Annotated in this window: 19 protein-coding genes; 4 read left to right on the plus strand and 15 right to left on the minus strand. The window is 56.0% G+C overall.

Annotation, left to right across the window (positions count from 1 at the left end):
• From ENN40_07720 to ENN40_07765, 10 genes are all read right to left on the minus strand, one after another.
• Positions 1 to 238: hypothetical protein (locus ENN40_07720; GenBank protein ID HDP95231.1), on the minus strand; the 238-nt coding region annotated here is incomplete at its 3' end.
• A gap of 3 nt (positions 239 to 241) precedes the next feature.
• The gene (locus ENN40_07725; protein ID HDP95232.1) at positions 242 to 949 is read right to left on the minus strand and encodes an ABC transporter ATP-binding protein; all 708 of its coding nucleotides are present in this window, start codon (positions 947 to 949) and stop codon (positions 242 to 244) included.
• Between the two features lie 21 nt (positions 950 to 970).
• Positions 971 to 2,194, minus strand: a complete 1,224-nt coding sequence (locus ENN40_07730; GenBank protein HDP95233.1) for an ABC transporter permease — start codon at positions 2,192 to 2,194, stop codon at positions 971 to 973.
• Positions 2,195 to 2,204: 10 nt separating this feature from the next.
• Positions 2,205 to 3,419 carry an ABC transporter permease gene (locus tag ENN40_07735; protein HDP95234.1) on the minus strand — a complete coding sequence of 405 codons (1,215 nt, stop codon included), beginning with the start codon at positions 3,417 to 3,419 and terminating at the stop codon, positions 2,205 to 2,207.
• A gap of 26 nt (positions 3,420 to 3,445) precedes the next feature.
• Positions 3,446 to 4,024 carry an outer membrane lipoprotein-sorting protein gene (locus tag ENN40_07740; GenBank protein ID HDP95235.1) on the minus strand — a complete coding sequence of 193 codons (579 nt, stop codon included), beginning with the start codon at positions 4,022 to 4,024 and terminating at the stop codon, positions 3,446 to 3,448.
• Complete coding sequence (locus ENN40_07745) at positions 4,021 to 4,206, minus strand: hypothetical protein (GenBank protein HDP95236.1); 186 nt, start codon at positions 4,204 to 4,206, stop codon at positions 4,021 to 4,023. Before ENN40_07745 ends, ENN40_07740 begins: the two co-directional genes overlap by 4 nt.
• Positions 4,207 to 4,265: 59 nt before the next feature.
• Positions 4,266 to 5,699 carry a sigma-54-dependent Fis family transcriptional regulator gene (locus ENN40_07750; GenBank protein ID HDP95237.1) on the minus strand — a complete coding sequence of 478 codons (1,434 nt, stop codon included), beginning with the start codon at positions 5,697 to 5,699 and terminating at the stop codon, positions 4,266 to 4,268.
• Positions 5,632 to 6,894 carry a HAMP domain-containing histidine kinase gene (locus ENN40_07755; protein HDP95238.1) on the minus strand — a complete coding sequence of 421 codons (1,263 nt, stop codon included), beginning with the start codon at positions 6,892 to 6,894 and terminating at the stop codon, positions 5,632 to 5,634. The genes ENN40_07750 and ENN40_07755 overlap by 68 nt, the downstream gene beginning before the upstream one ends.
• Positions 6,895 to 7,338 (minus strand): hypothetical protein, encoded by a 444-nt coding sequence (locus tag ENN40_07760; GenBank protein HDP95239.1) that lies wholly within the window; start codon positions 7,336 to 7,338, stop codon positions 6,895 to 6,897.
• A gap of 75 nt (positions 7,339 to 7,413) precedes the next feature.
• Positions 7,414 to 7,923 (minus strand): hypothetical protein, encoded by a 510-nt coding sequence (locus ENN40_07765; protein ID HDP95240.1) that lies wholly within the window; start codon positions 7,921 to 7,923, stop codon positions 7,414 to 7,416.
• Between the two features lie 202 nt (positions 7,924 to 8,125).
• Between ENN40_07765 and ENN40_07770 the strand changes: the two genes are divergently transcribed.
• From ENN40_07770 to ENN40_07785, 4 genes are all read left to right on the plus strand, one after another.
• The gene (locus tag ENN40_07770; protein HDP95241.1) at positions 8,126 to 9,055 is read left to right on the plus strand and encodes a cation transporter; all 930 of its coding nucleotides are present in this window, start codon (positions 8,126 to 8,128) and stop codon (positions 9,053 to 9,055) included.
• A gap of 328 nt (positions 9,056 to 9,383) precedes the next feature.
• Positions 9,384 to 9,833 (plus strand): hypothetical protein, encoded by a 450-nt coding sequence (locus tag ENN40_07775; protein HDP95242.1) that lies wholly within the window; start codon positions 9,384 to 9,386, stop codon positions 9,831 to 9,833.
• On the plus strand, positions 9,830 to 10,672 hold the full coding sequence (locus tag ENN40_07780; GenBank protein HDP95243.1) for a peptidase M48: 843 nt from the start codon (positions 9,830 to 9,832) through the stop codon (positions 10,670 to 10,672). The genes ENN40_07775 and ENN40_07780 overlap by 4 nt, the downstream gene beginning before the upstream one ends.
• On the plus strand, positions 10,660 to 12,696 hold the full coding sequence (locus ENN40_07785; protein HDP95244.1) for an adenylate/guanylate cyclase domain-containing protein: 2,037 nt from the start codon (positions 10,660 to 10,662) through the stop codon (positions 12,694 to 12,696). Before ENN40_07780 ends, ENN40_07785 begins: the two co-directional genes overlap by 13 nt.
• A gap of 41 nt (positions 12,697 to 12,737) precedes the next feature.
• Here ENN40_07785 and ENN40_07790 read toward each other — a convergent pair whose 3' ends face one another.
• The 5 genes from ENN40_07790 to ENN40_07810 form a co-directional block, all read right to left on the minus strand.
• Positions 12,738 to 13,529, minus strand: coding sequence for a cytochrome C assembly protein (locus tag ENN40_07790; protein ID HDP95245.1), 792 nt, complete (start codon positions 13,527 to 13,529; stop codon positions 12,738 to 12,740).
• On the minus strand, positions 13,526 to 14,737 hold the full coding sequence (locus ENN40_07795; GenBank protein HDP95246.1) for a hypothetical protein: 1,212 nt from the start codon (positions 14,735 to 14,737) through the stop codon (positions 13,526 to 13,528). The genes ENN40_07790 and ENN40_07795 overlap by 4 nt, the downstream gene beginning before the upstream one ends.
• Before the next feature lie 36 nt (positions 14,738 to 14,773).
• Entirely contained in the window at positions 14,774 to 16,273 is a 1,500-nt protein-coding gene (gene nrfA, locus ENN40_07800; GenBank protein HDP95247.1) for an ammonia-forming cytochrome c nitrite reductase, read from the minus strand.
• Between the two features lie 3 nt (positions 16,274 to 16,276).
• A complete protein-coding gene (locus tag ENN40_07805; GenBank protein ID HDP95248.1) occupies positions 16,277 to 16,867 on the minus strand; it encodes a cytochrome c nitrite reductase small subunit in 591 nt (196 codons plus the stop codon).
• A gap of 161 nt (positions 16,868 to 17,028) precedes the next feature.
• The gene (locus ENN40_07810) at positions 17,029 to 18,279 is read right to left on the minus strand and encodes a hypothetical protein (protein ID HDP95249.1); all 1,251 of its coding nucleotides are present in this window, start codon (positions 18,277 to 18,279) and stop codon (positions 17,029 to 17,031) included.
• Positions 18,280 to 18,591: the final 312 nt, after the last annotated feature.

Below are 18,591 nucleotides of genomic sequence, written 5' to 3' on the forward strand. Positions count from 1 at the left end.
ATGTGGGGGAGAGGTCCCAGGCAGCCTCCACGCTCACTTTCTGAGAAAAGCGGGTGGTAAAGGTGAGGCGCAGGTGGTTGGCGACCAGTCCCAGGGGCGGGTTGTTCTCATCCAGGGAAAGGGCTTCCGGCAGGGAGTAGGTCAGGGCAAAGGATTTTACATATCCCCGGATACGCGAAGCATGCATCGAGGTGGAAATGGTGAGTGAAATCAACACCATCACCGCCAATTTCTGCATCGATTATCTCTGCTGGTCGCGGCGCTCGTCTTCGGCGATAAGACCATCATGCAAGGTAATGACCCGTCGGGCGCGCTTCATGATCATGCGGTCATGAGTGGAAAAAAGAAACGTCATACCGGTTTTTTCGTTCAGTTCACGCATCATGTCCAGCAGGCCGGTCCCGGTTCTGGAATCGAGGTTGGCCGTGGGTTCATCCGCCAGGATTAATCGCGGCCTGAACACCATGGCACGGGCGATGGCCACCCGTTGCTGCTGGCCGCCCGAAAGTTTCGTGGGAAGCCGGTCGGCCATGCCGGCCAGACCCACGGCATCCAAAATTTCCATTACGCGGCGGTGACGCTCTGGTCTGGAAACACCTTGAAGCATCATGATGTATTCCACATTCTCCTCCACCCGCAGCACGGGAACCAGGTTGTAAGACTGAAAAATAAAACCGATATGGTCGCGCCGGAAGTCGGACAACTCCCGCCCGCGCATGCAGGACAACTCTTTACCGTCCAGAAACACTTTGCCGCCGCTGGGCTCGTCGAGGCCGGAGATAATATTGAGAAACGTGGTCTTTCCGGATCCGGACGGCCCCACGATGGCGGTGAATTCGCCGCTTTCTATGGTGAGATCGATGCCGCGAACAGCGTGAACATCCACGCCGTTGTCGTGGTAGGTCTTGGTTACGTCCCGGGTTGCCACAATAAAATCATTCCGGTTCATGTTTTGCTCCATTTCCATGTTTCAGAGGCTTTTGCGCAGGGCGGAAGCGATCTGCATGCGCCCGGCCACCCACGCGGGATAAAAGCCCACCAGGGTGCAGAATAGGATCACCCACAAGGGATATTTGACAAATTGCATGCCCCGCAGCACGGGGTAGATGATTTCCCGGATGTGAACCCCGGTCATCTCAATGCCGCGGTAATCAATACCTGTATGGGATACAATGGCGGTGACGGCAAGGCCGAGCAGAACGCCGATCACCGTACTGACCAGTCCCAATGCCAGGGCTTCCAGCACGATCAACTTGCGAATGCCGCCGGCCCGTGTGCCCACGGCGCGCAACACCCCGAATTCAAACATGCGTTCATACATAGACATGAACAGCGTGTTGATGATGCCGAACACCACCACACCGGCCAGGATCAAAGCCATAATCAACATGCTGAAATCCGTAAGGTCCAGGACGTTCTTCATCTCCGGCATCAGTTCCGGCCATCCCGCCGCTTCGTTCCCTCCAACGGAATAGCGTTTCCAGAAAGGCAGGTCCGGGTTTTCCGCGTCACGCATATTGTGAAAGCGCACGGCGATTTCATGGATCTCTCTTTCTAACCCCAGCATTTGCTGGGCCCGCTCAATGGGCACCAGGGCGAAACCGCTATCCATCTCGCGGATGCCGAAATGGTAGATACCGGATACGCGGAACATTTCCTGCGAAAGGTCCCCTCCATCCACTCGGGCGACCGTCATGACCACGCGCTCTCCCAGGTCAATTTCCAGGGTTTCCGCCAGCTTGCTGCCGATCACCAGTCCGTGGCTCTCCTTATCAAGCCGGTCACCTTTTGTCAGGGCGTCGTCAAACTGGGAAAGCCGGCGTTCCCGTTCGGGGTCCACGCCCACCAACAGAACGGATTGGACGTTTGCCGGGGAGGTCAGCATGCCGAAAGCCTGCGTGCGGGAAGCGAAATGGGCCACGGAATCATCTTTCTCTAATTGGTTGACCACCTGGCTGGCGTTTTTGATGACGAGTTCCGCTTCCCGGCTCAGGCGGTAGTTTTCGTGGTGGATCTGGGCTTCACCCAAAAAAGATGACGTGGTGGAACGGATCAGGGAGTCTTTCATGCCGATAATCAAGGCATCGGTAAAGATCAGCGAAGCCAGGCCGATGCCGATGGTTACGGAAGCGATGAAGGTGCGTCGCTTGTTGCGCAAGATGTTGCGCCAGGCGAGTTTCCAGTAGAATCCCATTTTTCCTCTCTTAATGTATACGCATGGAGCGGGCCGGGTCGGTATGGGCCGCTTTCAGAGCGGGAATCAGGCTGACCAGCAGCGCAGACAGCAGCACGGTTGCCGTGGGAATGGTAAAACTGCGCAGGTTGATTTCCGTGCGTATGGTTTCGAAAGCCATTCCCCCGTATGTAAAGGCATCGGCAAAGCGGATGCCTTTAAGAGAAAAAACGTGGTTGATCAGCAACCCGGCGAGCGTTCCGGCCGCAATGCAGAACGCGGCCAAAATCATCACTTCCGCCAGTACCAGGCGTACGATCTGACCGGGCCGGGTGCCCACGGCGCGCAACATGCCGTACTCGCGTTGACGTTCCAATACCGACATGAGCACCGTGTTCAGGATTCCCACGGCCACTACCAGTACAATAACCAGCAACATGATCCACATGCCTTCCTGGTCGGCTTTCATCGCCTTGTAAAAAGATTCGGCGAACTCCTGCCACGGGGCCACTTGAATTTCGGATGAACCGATGCGGGTTCGCAGGTTGCGGGTGATGGCTCCCACCCGGCCCAGTTTTGTAACCACCATGGCGATTTCATGAACCCGTTCTCCCAGGACCAGTAATTCCTGTGCTTCATTGAGCGGCAGGTAAAAAGCGGAGCGGTCATCTACTTCGTTTCCCGAGTCCAGAATGCCTACCACGCCATAACGCTCGTTGGCAATGGAGCCGTCCGCGGCCTGACTGATGATAACGATGTCATTGCCGATCCCGGCATGTAACAGCTTGGCCAGGCCCTTGCCGATTATGGTTTCCTTGGCCGTGGAGGAAGAGAAGCTTTTGCCTTCCACGATACGGTTGCCGAACCCGGTTGTGCGGTGTTCCTGTTGTGGATGAACGCCGATGATGCGTACTCCCGCACTTTTTTCTTTCGCCGCGGCCAGTCCGGCGGAATAGAGGCGGGGAGTCCAGTTCTCGATTTCCTCTGTTTTATCCAGGATGTCGCCCAGGCGGCCGGGATTGTCGACGGTACGGTAAAGGGACGGGGTTTCCAGGTACTCGTGGTGGTGTATCTGGATGTGTCCCAGGCGGGTGCGGGTGAAGGCATCGATGATGTGGTTGTAACTGCCGTCTGGAAACCCAATAAAGAACGCGGCCAGAACAAAGCCTCCGAACATGCTGAGTGCGGTCAGCAGGGAGCGGCGTTTCCGGCGAAACACGTTGCGGAACGCCATTTTCAATATCATGCCTGACCTCTTGGCCGGGTTGCTGTTTACTTGCGTGTTCTCAAGTTGCGCAAAGCAAACGTGTCGTTGCTTACCGGAACGTTGAATGCGGCTTCCAGGTATCGGACCACGGTGCGGTGCCCTTCCTTGTTCAGGGGAACCAGGGTCATGACGGCCGGGATGGTGCGGTCGCCAAAGGATCGTATGTCGGAGAAATCGATGCGGCGCATGAGTTTCCCCTTTTCGTCATAGAACTCCTGCCATTTCGGCATCAGGCCTTCCTCCCGGACCGCGGTGATCACGTGCCCCCACACAATGGGGCGGTCGGGAAGGGGTATGCTTTTTACATACAGCAAACCGGGCTGGGGATCGGGGATTGCGGCCATTTCAAAGTGGTAGTCTTGCAGGAACGTGTACTCTTTGACCAGGTCGTCATTGGTGAAGTCCGATCCCATCCAGGAACCCATCATCATGGAGGGGGGGATTTTCATGACCTTATCGGTCTTGGGCAGGTAGTTCCACATCTCATTGCCCACGCGCAGGGTGGCCATTCCCCGTTCTTTGCGGGGTTCCAGGATGCGCAGAAAGGTTTTGTTTGTTCCCCGGCTCCAGGCGCGGATTTTCAGCGTGCGTTCCCAGTTGGGGTGGTGATCATCATCTGCATAAGTGTTTCGCTTGAATCGGCGCGGTAAAGCTCGTCCATGCGCTGCACGATTTCCCGGGCACGGGGATCATCGTTCGCCATGCCGGGCATACATAGCGACATCAGCAACAGCGATAATATCGAATTGGCCCTGACGAGAGTCATGATAGCCTCCTTGGTCCTCGTCCCATACTGCCATTTTTCAGAGATCTGTCAAGGGAGTTTCAGCTTTTTGTACTTGTCAGGGAAATTTTCAGTTGGTTGAGTTTGTACCGCAACCCCGACTCGGATATTCCCAATTCCTCAGCCGCGCGTGACTGGTTGCCACCATGTTTCTGCAAAGTATCACGGATAACACGGGTTTCCAGCGTTTTGATTCTTTCCGCCAATGATCCCTGCTTTTCTTCGGCGGCGGCTTTTTCGTTTTCCGGTGTCAGAAAAAGCGGCAGATCCACGGAAACCAGGGTTTTGCCCCGGCCCAGGACGACTGCGCGCTCAATGATGTTTTCCAGTTCGCGAATATTGCCGGGGAAATCGTATTTCATTAGCCGGTCCATGGCTTCACGGGAAACGCCGTTGATCGATTTGTTTTCCCGTATGTTGAACTTGCGGATAAACAGATCGACCAGGGAAGGGATCTCTTCTTTGCGTTGCCGCAGGGGGGGCAAATCGATGTGGAGCACGTTCAGCCGGAAAAAGAGATCAGCACGAAAGCGTTTTTCTGAGACTTCTTTTTCCAGGTCACGATTCGTGGCGGTGATGAGGCGGATATCCACGGGGATGTTTTCATTGGAGCCCAGGCGCGTAATCTCTTTGTCCTGAATCACGCGCAGAAGCTTGACCTGGATGGGGAGGGGCATTTCACCGATTTCATCCAGAAACAGGGTTCCGCCACTGGCTTCTTCAAAGCGGCCGCGCCGGGTGACGGCCCCGGTGAACGCGCCCCTGACGGATCCGAACAACTCGGCTTCCACCAGGGTTTCCGGTAGGGCGGAGAGGTTGACCCGGACCATGGGGCCGTTGCGGCGCAAAGAATGGTGGTGCATGATAAAGGCCATGACCTCTTTGCCGGTACCGCTCTCTCCCGTAATCAATACATTGGCCTGAGAGGCGGCCCCCCGCAGCGCCGTGTTCAGGGTCTGCTGCATGGCCGCGGATTGAAACACATAGTCCGGGTGGGTGTATCGTTCCTGAAGGGTTTCCGCCAGGCGCAGGTTCTCTCTCTTCAGTGTAATGTGCTCGAGTGCGCGTCGGACTTCATGCATCAGGGATTCCATTTCCAGGGGCTTGGTCAGGTAGGTGTGGGCCCCAGCCTTGAGCATGGAGACCGCTTTCTCAACCGAACTGTAAGCGGTCATCACAATGACGGGAACCATGGGATTGGTTGCCTTGAGTTCAGCCAGGACCTGGTGGCCATCCGCGTCCGGCAGACGGTAGTCCAGCAGAACCAGGTCGATCGAGTGGGCATGAAAGTAATCCAGGGCGGATTGGGCCGTGGTGCAGAGACGGGTGAGGTATCCCTCTTCTTCCAGCCGGTCGCGGATGACTTCTCCAGCCAGTTTTTCGTCCTCGATCACGAGAACCTGGTAATCAACGTTCACTGATTTCTCCTCTGGGGATACGAATGCAAAAACGGGTTTTTCCCGGTCGCGACTCATGCAGGCGGATTTCTCCGCCCATGGCGGTAACCAGTCTCCGGGCTACGAACAGGCCCAGACCCGTACCCTTGGTTTTTGCCGAGATGTAGGGTTGAAAAACTTTTTCTTGGAGTTCAGGATCGATGCCTTCGCCATTGTCCTCCAGGGCGATATGCAGCCAGTCTTTTTTAACCGCGGCGGTCAGTTTTACCTTGGAGGAACCCGCTTCAAGGCTGTTCTGGATAAGGTTTCTCAGTATCTGTCGCAACAGGTCGGGATCGAGTTCGAACATCAACCGGGGCAATGCCGGCATCTCTAATGAAGCTCTCCTGGCGAAAGTTTCGCCTTCCAGTGCGGTTTGCAGGTCCTTGAGCAGCGAAGCGAGGTTTACCCTTTGCGCAACCGGTCTGACCGGCCTGGAAAGACGGGAATAGGATTCCAGGATGCCGGTGATGCGCCGCACTTCATCGCGGCCGGCCTTGATGTATCTGCCGGAACGATCATCCGGGTGTTCTTTCAAGCGCCCTTGTATAACCTCCAGTGTCAACGCCAGCGAGTTTAAGGGGTTCTTGATCTCGTGGGCGATTTCCGCGGAAAACAGGGCCAGCTCTTCCAGCCGTTCCCGCGATTCCCGTTCCCGCTCCAACTCCATGCGGTGGCGGAAATGGCGGCGATCAAACGAGGTGATCAACACCAGAATGGTGGCGATAAAAAACAACATGATGAACGCCTGAACCAGAAGCCCTTTCCTGGCGTTGCGGTTCAGGGTATCCAGGTAATCTGAATGAAAGCCCAGGTGGATGGTCCATTTGTTTCCGCTGTTGTCTCTGAAGCGGCTGCGGATATTGAGTATCTGACCCAGCGGGGATTCCAGCAGCGCCAGTTCCGGCAGATTTGTGGAGACGGGAAAATAGCCTTCATAACGCGTATACAGATGATAGAGTTCATCATTTCGGTACATGCCCGCGTACACGACAGCGGGAATGCGTGCCAGGCGCTGAAGGAAATTTTCCAGAACGTCATGGCCTGATTCCGCCAGCAATGCGCCGGCTTTCTGCATGAGCTCGTTGAGGGCCGCTCCTTCTCCACGGGTAATGGCTTCGATCTGATGTTGCAGTTGGATGCGGTTGACGCGGTTCATGTACAAAACCAGCGCAGATAACACCAGCAAGGTGATGGTCAAAAACAACAGTTGCGTGCGTTTCTTTTTGGGCATCTACCCGCGCCCATGTCTGTTCTGCCTCCGCCGCTGTTGCCGCCACAAGGGGAACCCGTAGGGATCACGCAACTCAACCGTGCGTTTGTTCCAGGTTAGCCGGCGGGCCATGATCAGGGCGGGTGGCTCCGGGGTCTGCAGCCATGCGCCCGTAACCGTCAGGCTGTCGCCCCGGGCGGGTGGATTTTCGAGGAAACCGGGTGGGGCGGTCTCAACAAGTACGACTTTTTTTTCAGCGGTAATGATTTCCAGAACGACCATGGCTTGGTGAAAGTAGCATTCACGCTGGTATACAGCGTTGACAACCCCCGTGATGCGGGTAACGGTATTGACGCGGTAATGCCGCCAGGGATTTTTGCTGCGGCGGCATGGGTGCTGATTTTCCTGGGCCGCAACGGGGACCAGCAACAGGGAAATCAGAAACAAGACAGCGAAGGGTTTCATTATTCTCATGATGAGAATACCCGGGTTCCGATCCCATTGTCAATGAGACCGGAACCCGGAAGAGTTAATTGCGAGTCAGCGGCGCGCTCCACAGCCGGAACAGCCTCTGCAACCGGCGTTTCCGCGACGGGATTTGCCTCTGTGACCCTTGCCTCGTCCGCCATCACGGCTGAGGTTCCACATGGGCCGGCCGTCATCGCCGCGCAGGCTGAGAACCTGATCGCCCTTTTGAATCTTTTTAACCATCAGCGCATCGTCGCCCCGGCATGTGCAGGTGTAGGCGTTGACGTTCACGACATCGCCCTTGGCCGGTTTCCAGTCCTGCTTATCCAGCCATTCACGCGGGCCGAGATGAACTTCGTGCTTTTTTTCGCCCTCGGCGATCATTAAGTGAATACCATCGGCGTAACGGCCCTTTCCATCCTTAGAGTTCACCACTTCCTGAACGGTTCCCATGAAGGTGACGGCTTTCTCTGCAGTCGTTCCGCATGCGCATCCATGTTTGCCACTGTGCCAACGGGCCAGCAGGGGGAAAACGCTTAATCCAACCACGATCACGCTGATCAAAATCATTTTCTTGGTCATGACAACCTCCTAAATTTGGTTTCGCAATACAGTAGCAATACCTGTGCCAACTGGATTTATAATTGGCTGGAAGCTCGTATATCCCCATTGAGTAAGGCTTTCAAATGGCGGAAGGCCAGCCAAGGCCTGCTTTCCGGGCGCGGATTTCTGCGAACACGCACAGGCGATAACCACGGGCACCCATCTGGGTTATAATGGGTGTATGCGGGATGACAACACAAATAACGATACCGGCAGGCAGGGTGGAATCAGGGTCACTTTGTGGGGGGCACTGGGCAACATCCTGCTTTCACTTATGAAGTTCGCAGCGGGAATTGTGGGCCATAGCCGCGCGCTGGTGGCGGACGGGGTGCATTCGCTTTCAGACCTTGGGTCCGATCTCGTGGTAATTGGCGGATTGCGCCTTGCCGCTCGGCCGGAAGATCGTACCCATCGTTATGGTCACGGCAAATACGAAGCCCTGGCCACACTGGTTCTGGGGGGGCTGCTGGGATTGGCCGGCCTGGGCATTGCGGTTTCCGCAATGTCGTCGGCACTGGATATGTTGAAAGGAAGCGTTTCAGCTCCGCCGCGGCTGGTAGCCGTGATTGCGGCCGCGTTGTCGATTCTGGTGAAAGAGGGTTTGTTTCAATGGACCCGAAGCGAGGCCCGGCGCATTGACAGCCCCGCGCTGATGGCCAATGCCTATCATCACCGCTCCGATGCCCTCTCTTCAGTGGCCACCTTGAGCGGCGTGCTGGGGGCCATGCTACTCGGAGAGCGGGGACGAATTCTTGATCCCCTGGCCGCATTGGTGGTGGCGGGAATGATACTGGTTGCCGCGTGGAGGATCCTCCAAGAGTCAGGTAATGAATTGCTGGAAGCGGCAGTTGAGCCCGACGTGGAAAAAGAGATCCTGGAAATCATTCAAAGTGTTCCCGGGGCCATGAACCTTCACCAATTGCGTACCCGCAGGGTGGGCCCGCGCATGGTGATCGACCTGCACCTGGACGTGGACGCGCGCCTTTCCCTGTCCGCCGCCCACGCGATATCACAAACTGCGGAAGATCGTTTGCGAAATGCATTCGGCCGGGAAACCATTATCTATATCCATATCGAGCCCGGTGACATTGTGTCGAAAACGCACATTTAGCTCCCGGATTTCGCAACCTACTGCGAATCAAGCCGAGAGATCGCAGAAATTTACGAACTTGAGGCCAACGCGTTGTTCGCAGCCCGGTTTTCTTGTCGCCGGCTTCTTGTGCCGCTTTTTTGACTTTCCGTTTTTCTTGACAGTTTCCCCTTTCCGCAAATTGCTCAACTCCATTGCACTGTACTTTTCCAGGTTTCCCGGTTACTTCCATTGAGTTTTCGGGTCGGGGGTACTATAATTTCTCCGGGCAGGAGAGCGATTCCCGCATCGTGGCTGACAGGGAATCAAGTTTGATTCCCATGGGCGGGGCAAGCGGAAAGGAGGCGCCATGAAGGGCAAAAAGCTTTTTTTGTTCGTGGTCCTGGTATGCGGTTTCTCTCTGGCAGCCAAGGACGGGGTGATCGTTGTGCGCGAAGCCTATCTGCAGTCCGAGCCGGATTTTCTGGCTTCCAGGGTTTGTACCCTGGCTTATGGGACCGTGGTATCGATTCAGAGTCAAAAAGATAGCTGGAGTTTGGTAAAAGCCGGCGAAAAACAGGGATATCTGCACAATTCGGTTTTCGGCGGAGGCAAAAAGTCGATTCTTGCTTCCCGGACCTCAAAAACCGGGGTGTCGGAAAAGGAAGTGGCGCTGGCCGCCAAAGGTTTTTCCGAAGAGAACGAGCGCCGCATCCGGCGCGCCAGGGGATTTAACTTCACGGACCTGGACTGGATGATCGGCATTGCCGTCACAGTGGATGAGTTGCGAAAGTTCGCTTCGGAAGGAGGCTTGAAATGAAACGGCTGAAGTTTTTTGTCTTTATGCTTGTCTCGGTCTCAGTCGTTTTAAGCGCCACTGATTTGAAAAAATTGAAAAAAGCCGTGGATATCACCAAGAAAGGAGTGGAAGCCCAGCGCAAGATAAATGAAAAAGAGGAATACTATATCGGGCGTGCCGTTGGCGCCACCATCCTCAGTCGTTACAAGCTTTCCAGAAACAGAGAGATCACCGCATACCTGGCCAGACTCGGAACCTTTATCGCCCTGCGTTCCGACCGCCCCCAGACCTTTCTGGGATACCGGTTTGCCATGCTGGACACAGATGAGGTCAACGCCTTTGCCGCACCTTCGGGGATTATTTTCGTTACACGGGGATTGGTTGAGGTCTGCGAAGATGAGGATGAACTCGCGGCCGCATTGGCGCATGAAGTTTCCCACATTGTTTCCAAGGACCCCACTCAGGCGATCAAATCCGACCGTATGAAAAGTTTCGCCATAAAAACCGCCGCTGAATTGACTTCGGGAAGCAACGAAACGGTTGAGCTTTTCCGCAATATGGTTACGGATGTGTCCAACACGCTGCTGGAAAAGGGGTATTCCCGCTCCCAGGAAAAGAAAGCCGACCTGGCGGCGGTTAAACTGCTGGAAAAGTGCAGGTATAACTCCGCGGCAATTGTGTCGTTGCTTGAGAAACTGCATGAGCGTGAAGAAAAAAAAGCCGGGATCTACTCCGCACATCCCTCCTGCGCCAAGCGCCTTGAATACCTTAAATCCGCGGTTGCCAAGCCCGAGATCAATGCCGGCTATCAGAAAAGGAAAGAGCGGTTCACCCGGATCCGGGAGTTATGTCGAAGCTGAGGTCGTTGCCGGCTTTTCTGTTGGTCTTTATCGCGGTTGAATTGTTCTTTCACTTTTTTTTTACGGATTTCGAAAACGCGGTTTACGACTTGAAACTCGTAACCTTCGCCAAAAAAGTGGATTCCAATGTTGTACTGGTCAGTATCGACGACTACAGCCTGGAGTTCTACCGCGAGAATTTTAACATTCCCTGGCCCTGGCCGCGCTCATTTTACGCCCGTATGCTGGAATTGCTGACCCAATCGCGGGCGGTGGCATTTGACATTATTTTTGCCGAGCAAAGCCTATACGAAGGTGAAGACCGGATTTTCGCCGACGCAGTACGTGAAAGCGGTAACGTGCTTTTCCCCGTGATTTTTACCGCTGAAAGCGGGAAAGGTCCATTAATTTCCAGGTTCGCTCTAAAAAACCCTCCGGCTATGGAGATCCAGACATACTCCGGCGTGCGGACTCCAATCGAAATGTTGCTCAACTCCTGCCGCGGAATCGGCGCGGTCAACCAGGAGCCGGAACAAGACGGTTTGTACCGAAGATTGCGCCACTATTTCTGCTATCGCGGAAAAACCTACCCGTCCTTTCCCCTGGCAATTCTCTCTTCCACGGATCTGGAGAGGGACACGCTGCAGGTGCCGCTGGACGATGATGGCAAGGTCGCGTTGAAATTCTATACCAAGGACAGTTTTGAAACCTATAATGCCGCCGCGGTCATTCAGTCCGCGTTGCAGTTGCAGAAGGGCGAAGAGCCCCAGCTTTCTCCGGCGCTCTTTAAAGACCGGATCGTGATCGTGGGCGCGACCGCCTCCGGATTGCTCGATTTCAGGCCCTATCCCTTGGACAGCAAGGGCACCGGATACGAGATCGTGGCGCACGGCCTGGAGAACTTGCTGCGCCGCGATTTTATTAAGCCACTGCCGGCGTTCTGGACCCATTTCGCCCTTTTTCTCACGGGGCTGCTGTTGCACATGCTGCTGTTGCAAATTTCTTCGCTTACGAAAGAAGTGGGGATGATATTTTTTTTCCTGGTACTTCTGGCCGGTTCCAACCTGGCGTTATTTGTCGCCGGCCGGCAACTACCCCTGCTTTCCTTTGCCTTGCTGTTTGTCGCCATCGGCTCTTACAATGGCTATCGCGGTTACAGCCAGAGTCGGCGCGAAAAGATCTTTGTGCAGAACCTTTTCAAAAATTACGTTTCTGAAAAGCTCTTGGACAGGATCATGGATGATCCGGGAGTATTACAGCTCGGCGGTGAGAAAGTTCCCGTAACCATCTATTTTTCGGACCTGGCCGGGTTCACCACGCTTTCAGAAAAGTTGTCCGCGGAAGAGGTCGTTTTGCTCTTGAACCGCTATCTTGAGCGCATGACCACCATCATCCTGGCGCATGACGGGTATGTGGATAAATTCGAGGGCGACGCCGTGATGGCTTTCTGGGGGGCCCCATTGCCGCAACCCGATCAGCGTGAGTTGGCGGCCCGGGCCGCCCTGCTGTGTCAAAAGGAACTGCAAAATTTGAATCGTGAATTCAGTGAAAATGGTTGGCCGGAGTTCAGTATGCGCATCGGCTTGAACTCCGGCGCCGCGGTGGCCGGAAATATCGGCAGCGAGCGTAAGTTCGAGTATACTTTGATCGGTGACGCGGTCAATTTCGCTTCGCGCCTGGAGGGTGTCAACAAGTTTTACGGTACAAAGATCGCCATGGGTGAAAACTGTGCCCGTGGAATTCCGAACGACCTGCTTTTCCGCAAACTGGACCGGGTAAAGGTCAAGGGCAAAACCGAAGCAGAGGAAATCTATGAACTGATTGGAAAAACAGATGATTTTTCCGCTCTAGAGATTAAGGCTTTTCGCGATTTCGAAACCGCTTTGGAACGTTATTTTAACGGTGGTTTTGAGTCGGCCGCCCGGATTTTTTCAAGACTTGCCGGTAAAGATGCGGTTGCGGGGGTGTTTCTGGAACGGTGCCGACAACTGTTGAACAATCCGCCTGAGGAGTGGGACGGAGTCTGGGTCTTTCACGAAAAATAGCCTTTCCCCTCCAACCCTCCAACTTTCCAACTCTCCAACCTTTAATAAGTATGGATGCTGGTAATGGCGGAAGGCAGGTAGTTGACGCCGAACCAGCAGATGAGCAGAACCAGGAAAGCGGAAAACAGCACCAGGAAAGCGGCGCGGCGTCTGCGTGGCCGGTGCAGGCGATAATGCAGGTAGATTTTGTATACCATCCAGGTGATCAGCGCCCAGGTTTCCTTGGGATCCCAGGTCCAGTAATGCCCCCAGGCCTGTTTGGCCCAGAGCGCGCCGAAAAGCATGGCCACGGTGAACAAGGACAGTCCGGCGGTGACCAGGTTGTCCACGGCCGCAAGGGATTCGGTGGACATGGGACGCTTTTTGAAATCGAACCACAACTCGCGCAACGAGATGAGGGCGGTCACGCCCAGGATCGCGTACGAAAAAATAAACAAAATGACGTGGGGAACAAACCAGGGGCTCTGCAGCGCCGGCATCATCGCCTTATCGAAGTATCCCGGCCGGAAAATGTCGAAGAGTAAAAAAACCAGCGCGATTACCGTACTCAGGGGAATAAACCAGGAAAACTTCCACTTGTGAAAGGAGAGAATACCCACGATCACGAGGAAAAACGCGTACCAGAGCCGGGTTTCCCCCAGGGTCTGCATGGGCGGACGCCCCAGCCTGAACCATAGAAAAACCAGGAAAAAGCCCAGCACGATACTTCCGGCAAGTGACAGCGCGTAAGCGCGATGCCTGGATCTGCGCAGCGGTCCCCGGTAAAAAATCAGGGCGGAAATCCAGAGAATCGCCGCGATGAACAATGCCGGGTGGGACGCGATGCTCCTCATTTTCGTTTCACGCCCTGCAGGAACAGGATCACCGCGCCGAGAAGCATCAAATAGATCCCCGCGTACACCAGCGGCAGCCAGGGGTCTTTAACCGCTTCCACGATGCTGAGCTTTGTCGCGTTTGTGGGGTTTTGTTTATAGCCGGCCTGGTACAGGTGCCAGCCGTTGACTTTTTCCGGGTGGTTAACGCGGATTTCTACTTTGCGGTTGGCGCCCTGCCTGCTCACCAGTTGCGCGGTGGTGGTGTACATGCGGGGCTGCGGTTCCAGCATGGCGAGTTGACAGCCGTTTTCAAGCAAGAGACGAACGGGCGGTTGGGCAGGTCCCCCGCAACTGACCCAGCCGTAGCGGTCTTGCGGATAATCCGGGTGAGATATTTTTACCAGCGCAGCAGGAACGGCTTGGGGGTCATGGCTCTTTTTGAACCCGACCGTCGTAGCCGCGGCATTTTCAAGATATCGCTCCAGCACGATTGTGTATCCATCCACCTTGACGGGGCGGCCGGGCTCCAGGCCGCGGGCTTTTGCCTTGTTTTTGTCGCCCGGTCGGGACTGGTGAATCACGTATTTGGGGGAATAGAATTGAATTTTAAAGTCGAGCATGTGCAAAGAAAAATCGAGTTCCACCTCACGGTGTTCCGGATTGACGCCGTACCACACATGGTGGCCCTGGAGCAGGGTAAGGCGCAGTCGCTGAAACTCCGGGGCGCCGAACCAGCCGCCGCTCAGAGAAAGCAGCAAGCCGGCATGCATCAGAAAAAAGACGGCATTGCGGGGTTTGCCGCGATACACGCGTCCGCCGATGCTGATTCCCAGGATCAAGAGGAAATAAAGCTGAATAAACGCAAACGTCCAGGAATGCAGGTGACTGTACAAAACCGTGGATATGCCGGGTTGAATCTTGGCTGCGGCCGCCTGAGGCAAGAAGCCCTGGATGATACCGCTCAAGGCGAAAATCCCGATCGCGCCGATTGCCAAAGGCATCCAGTTGGATCTGCGGGTCACCCCATTTTTTTTCAGGACCGCCGCCAGCGCAAAGCAGGTAAACAGAAAAGCAACCCATGCGTATCGGTTCACGGGAACGGTGATGATTTCAGCCAGCCTGGCCTTGGAAACCAGATCGAGGGCCAGGCCGGAAAAAGCTACGATCCCGGCGCACAGAAAACCGCTGAGCAGGGTCAGGGAGCGGTCTGATTCGTCTGCGCGCATGATGATTCCGCCGTGAAGGTCATTAAGCGGGTGAAATCAGCGGATCTCTTTTCCCCATTGCTTTTCACGCTTTTCAGCCTCGGCCAGCCATTGGGGAAGGATCTTCTGCTTGAACATTGCTTTTTGCCGCGTCAGTTTTTCCATGTCCAGTCCCACAAATTGCTGGGCCCGGGCCTTGGTTTCGATATCGGGATAGGGGATCTCTCCTGTGACGCCCAAACGCGTCAACACACGTGCCAGTTTCACCCGGCACTCCTGGGCTTTCTCGATAGCGGTGGCGATGATGCGGCCGGTTTCCACTGGTGAGTGAAACGAAGCACCGTGGCTGGCCGCAACGTAGTCCCAGCGCCATTGGGCGTGACGGATCAGGGTCAGGATATCGGCCATCTCTTTTTCCGAGGCGCCTTTTTCCCATGCGGTTGCCGCTTCCATGTGGGCGCGGACCAGGAGTTTTTCCAGGGCGTCACGGTTTTGAATAATCCTTTCCTGGCGTTCGTACACATCCGCAATCAGTTGTTCAGTCTCTTCACGGTGGCAGGCCTGGCAGGAATTGGCCACGTTGTTCAGCGGGCTCTGCACGTGGTGGTCGGAAAATTTTTGGCTGCCTTCGACCGTGTAGGGCATGTGGCAATCCGCGCAGGCAACTCCGCGGGCGGCGTGTACGCCGCTGGTGTAGATTTCATAATCGGGATGCTGTCCCTTGAGCATGGGAGCGCGGCTGAGCGTATGGGTCCAGTCGTAAAATTCCAGTTTGTCGTAGTAGGCTTCCATGCTTTCCACGGACATGCCCTTATCCCAGGGATGGGTGAGGTATTCACTGCCGTCCAGCCGCTTGTCGAAATAATATTCCACATGGCATTGGGCGCAGACCAGGGAACGCATCTCCTGGTGGGTGGCTTTGGAAATGTCTTTGCCCATGCGCTGAAACGCTTCGATCAGGGCGGGCCGGGTGATTACCAGGTTCATGGTTTCGGGGTCGTGGCAATCGGCGCAACCGATGGGGTTGACGATCTCGGGCCCCAGGCGGGACCACCTGCCGGTATGGAAGGCGGTGATGCCCTCCTGTTTCATCATGCGGGGTACATCGGGGCTTTTGCAGGTCCAGCAGGTGGTGGGCATGGGGTCATTGCCCGCACCGTCCGGGGCGCCGGTACGCAGGGTATCGTAGATGTCGGTGATGGCGTTGCGATGTCCCCGGCCCTGCTTGTAGTCGGCCGCAAACGGGTAGCCGGCCCACAACACCACCAGCCGCGGGTCGACCTCCAGCATGTCGATTTCGGCGCTGCCGTTGTAGCGGCTCTTGAACGATGATTCCTCCGTGCGCAGGTAAGATTCGTATTGCCTGGGGTGGTTTTCCCCCCAGATTCGGCTGCGGGGTTCCAATTCGTTGATCATGACCTGGGGCTTGTAGACCATCTGGGTTTCCACCCGGCGTTCGGCGTAAGTGGAGATCAACAAACCCAAAACAAAGGCCGCGCCCACGGCGCCTGCGAAAATCAGCCAGAACAGCCATGACGGATTGCGTTTTTCACTCATTACTCACTCCGTTTGCGTCAATTTTACTTTCAGCCAGGCCGGAACCGGCTTTGTTATTAGTTGCGCGCCCGGCTGGTTCACGGATGCCAGTCCGCGGGTGCGACCATGGGGCACATCGCGGTGGCAATTCCAGCACAGCCGCTCGCTGCCGTCGATATGGGTTCCCGGATCCACGTCAGTCATGGCTTTTTCGTGGCAGCGCAGGCAGTTTCCGCGGATGATTTCCTTGGTGGAAGCCGTGGAGTGGGGGATGTTTGCTTCCATCCTCAGCATGAACAGGGTCAGGTCTTTCATGCCGTCGCGGGCCTTGATCGCGTACTTGGCAACCGGGTTGTGGTGGGGCAGGTGGCAGTCCCCGCATTGGGCGTACTGGCGGTGGGCGCTGTGGTTCCAGGTGGCGTACTGGCTTTCCATCACGTGGCATTGCACACACATGCGTGATTCAGCCGACAGGTAGTAGGGGGTGTTTGCGTACACGTTGAAATAGAGAAACAAGCCGCAAGCCAATCCGCAGGAAAACAGCATGGCGGTTTTCTGCGGTAGCGAAAACCGCCTCCAGAATTTCCCGGCGTCAGCGCGGATGTTCATGGCCATGTTGTCCGCGCGGGAGTCTACCCGAATACGATCCGCTTTTCAAGCCTTTTTTTATGGGACAACAAAATTGGACACAATAAAGCTTCAGGTCAATCGGGTTACTCCCGGCGATCCGGTGTGCCTCTCGAGTGCCGTTTATGGAACTCCTTTCATGGCTGTTTTCAATCTGAATCAGAACCTGGGGACGGTTCAGGCAGGCCGTGGGTGGAGCGGTTCCAGCCGACGCACACCATCACCGCCAGCAGGGGGTAGAGGCGCAGGGGTAGAAATCCCAGGGTACGGCCGGCGATCGCAAGCGCTCCGGAGACCACCCCCTTGGTGGAGCGGTAGATCAGCGCGTCGACCGTCATCTTGGCGCGGTAGCGGGCCTGGAAAGACAGGGGGATGTAGAGTACCTCTTTGGCGGCGCGGAACACCGAGTAATCCACGGTCTTGGAAAGGAAAAACGCTGCGCCCAGGATGGAAAGCAGGGGAAAGAAAACCGCCGCCAGCGCGACACTGCCGTAGAGCAACGGGATGGATGCGTGGACTTTTCGCAACGCCGTCCTGGACAGGAGCCAGGGGCATACGCCGAGTTGCAGCACCAGGGAAAGCAGGTTGACCCCGGCCCAGAAGTACCCCAGAAAAGCCGTGCGCGGGTCCTGCAGGGGCATGGCCTGCTGCAGGGCGCGATGGAACGCGATGTCCAGCAGTACGGATACCGCCTGCTGGGCCATGACCATCCAGGTCAACCGGCGGATGGTGGGGTCACGGCGCAACAGGTCCCAGGCGAAGTGGTCGGAAAACCGCCCCGGTTCGGTCTTTTGCGGCCGTGGCCGCGGTCCCGGGATATGGAAAGCCAGCCGGCCTAGGACGGCGCTCGCGGCCGTAAGTCCGGCCGCGATGATCACGAGCCGTTCCGAACCCAGGCCGACCGATAATCGGCCGGTCACCAGGCCGCCGGATATCGAGCCCAGCGTGCTGGCGGCGATGATCGGTCCGTTCCAGCGCCTGCCCTCACCTGGCCGGATGCGGCTGTTGATAAAGGCCCATACCTGTTCCACGATCAGCACGATGTACGCCTGGGCGAACACGTACAACAGGTAAGGCGCACCCGGGACGTGGTTATGGACAGCCTCGGTGGCCGCAATCAACACGAGGCCGGAAAGCACCAGGGTGGAGAGATAGGTTGCCCCGGGGCCGATGCGGCGCAACACCACCGAAAAGATCCAGGTCAACAAGAACATGGCCAGCGGCACCAGCATCAGGGCTTCAGGGAGGCGATTGGCGGAGTGGTGGGCCAGGAAGATCGACGCCGCCGCGGAGCGGACCATTTCGTATCCGCCCAGGGTCAACGTGCCGGAAGCCGTGATCAGGATGACCGGCAACAACGGCGATCTCCGGCGGGAAAGGGCTGGTGATTCCGGCTTCACGCGCGCTCCTATCGGTTCTGTTGAATCAGGGTTTGAAACCAGGATTGTACGTCAACAGGCCCGTACTGGCAAATTCAGTTTAAAGGAAAAGGGAAGTTGGGTTCTCTTCCATTTTGTGTGGGTTTGGAAGTTATTCTTATTGAAAAATGGGAAAGACTGCAGTTGAGTGCCCTTTCGGGCACAAATATTCAGAGGGCACAGGTCACCGCTCACCACTTCGGTGTTCTTCGGCGGACTAAAATGACCCCGGTGGTTGTTTGGGATGTAATCCGGGGCATCATTTTACCTTCGGCCGTCCTGCCTCAGCCCATG

It is taken from the genome of Candidatus Aminicenantes bacterium (assembly GCA_011049425.1).
In the GTDB taxonomy this organism is placed as follows: Bacteria; Acidobacteriota; Aminicenantia; order UBA2199; family UBA2199; genus UBA876.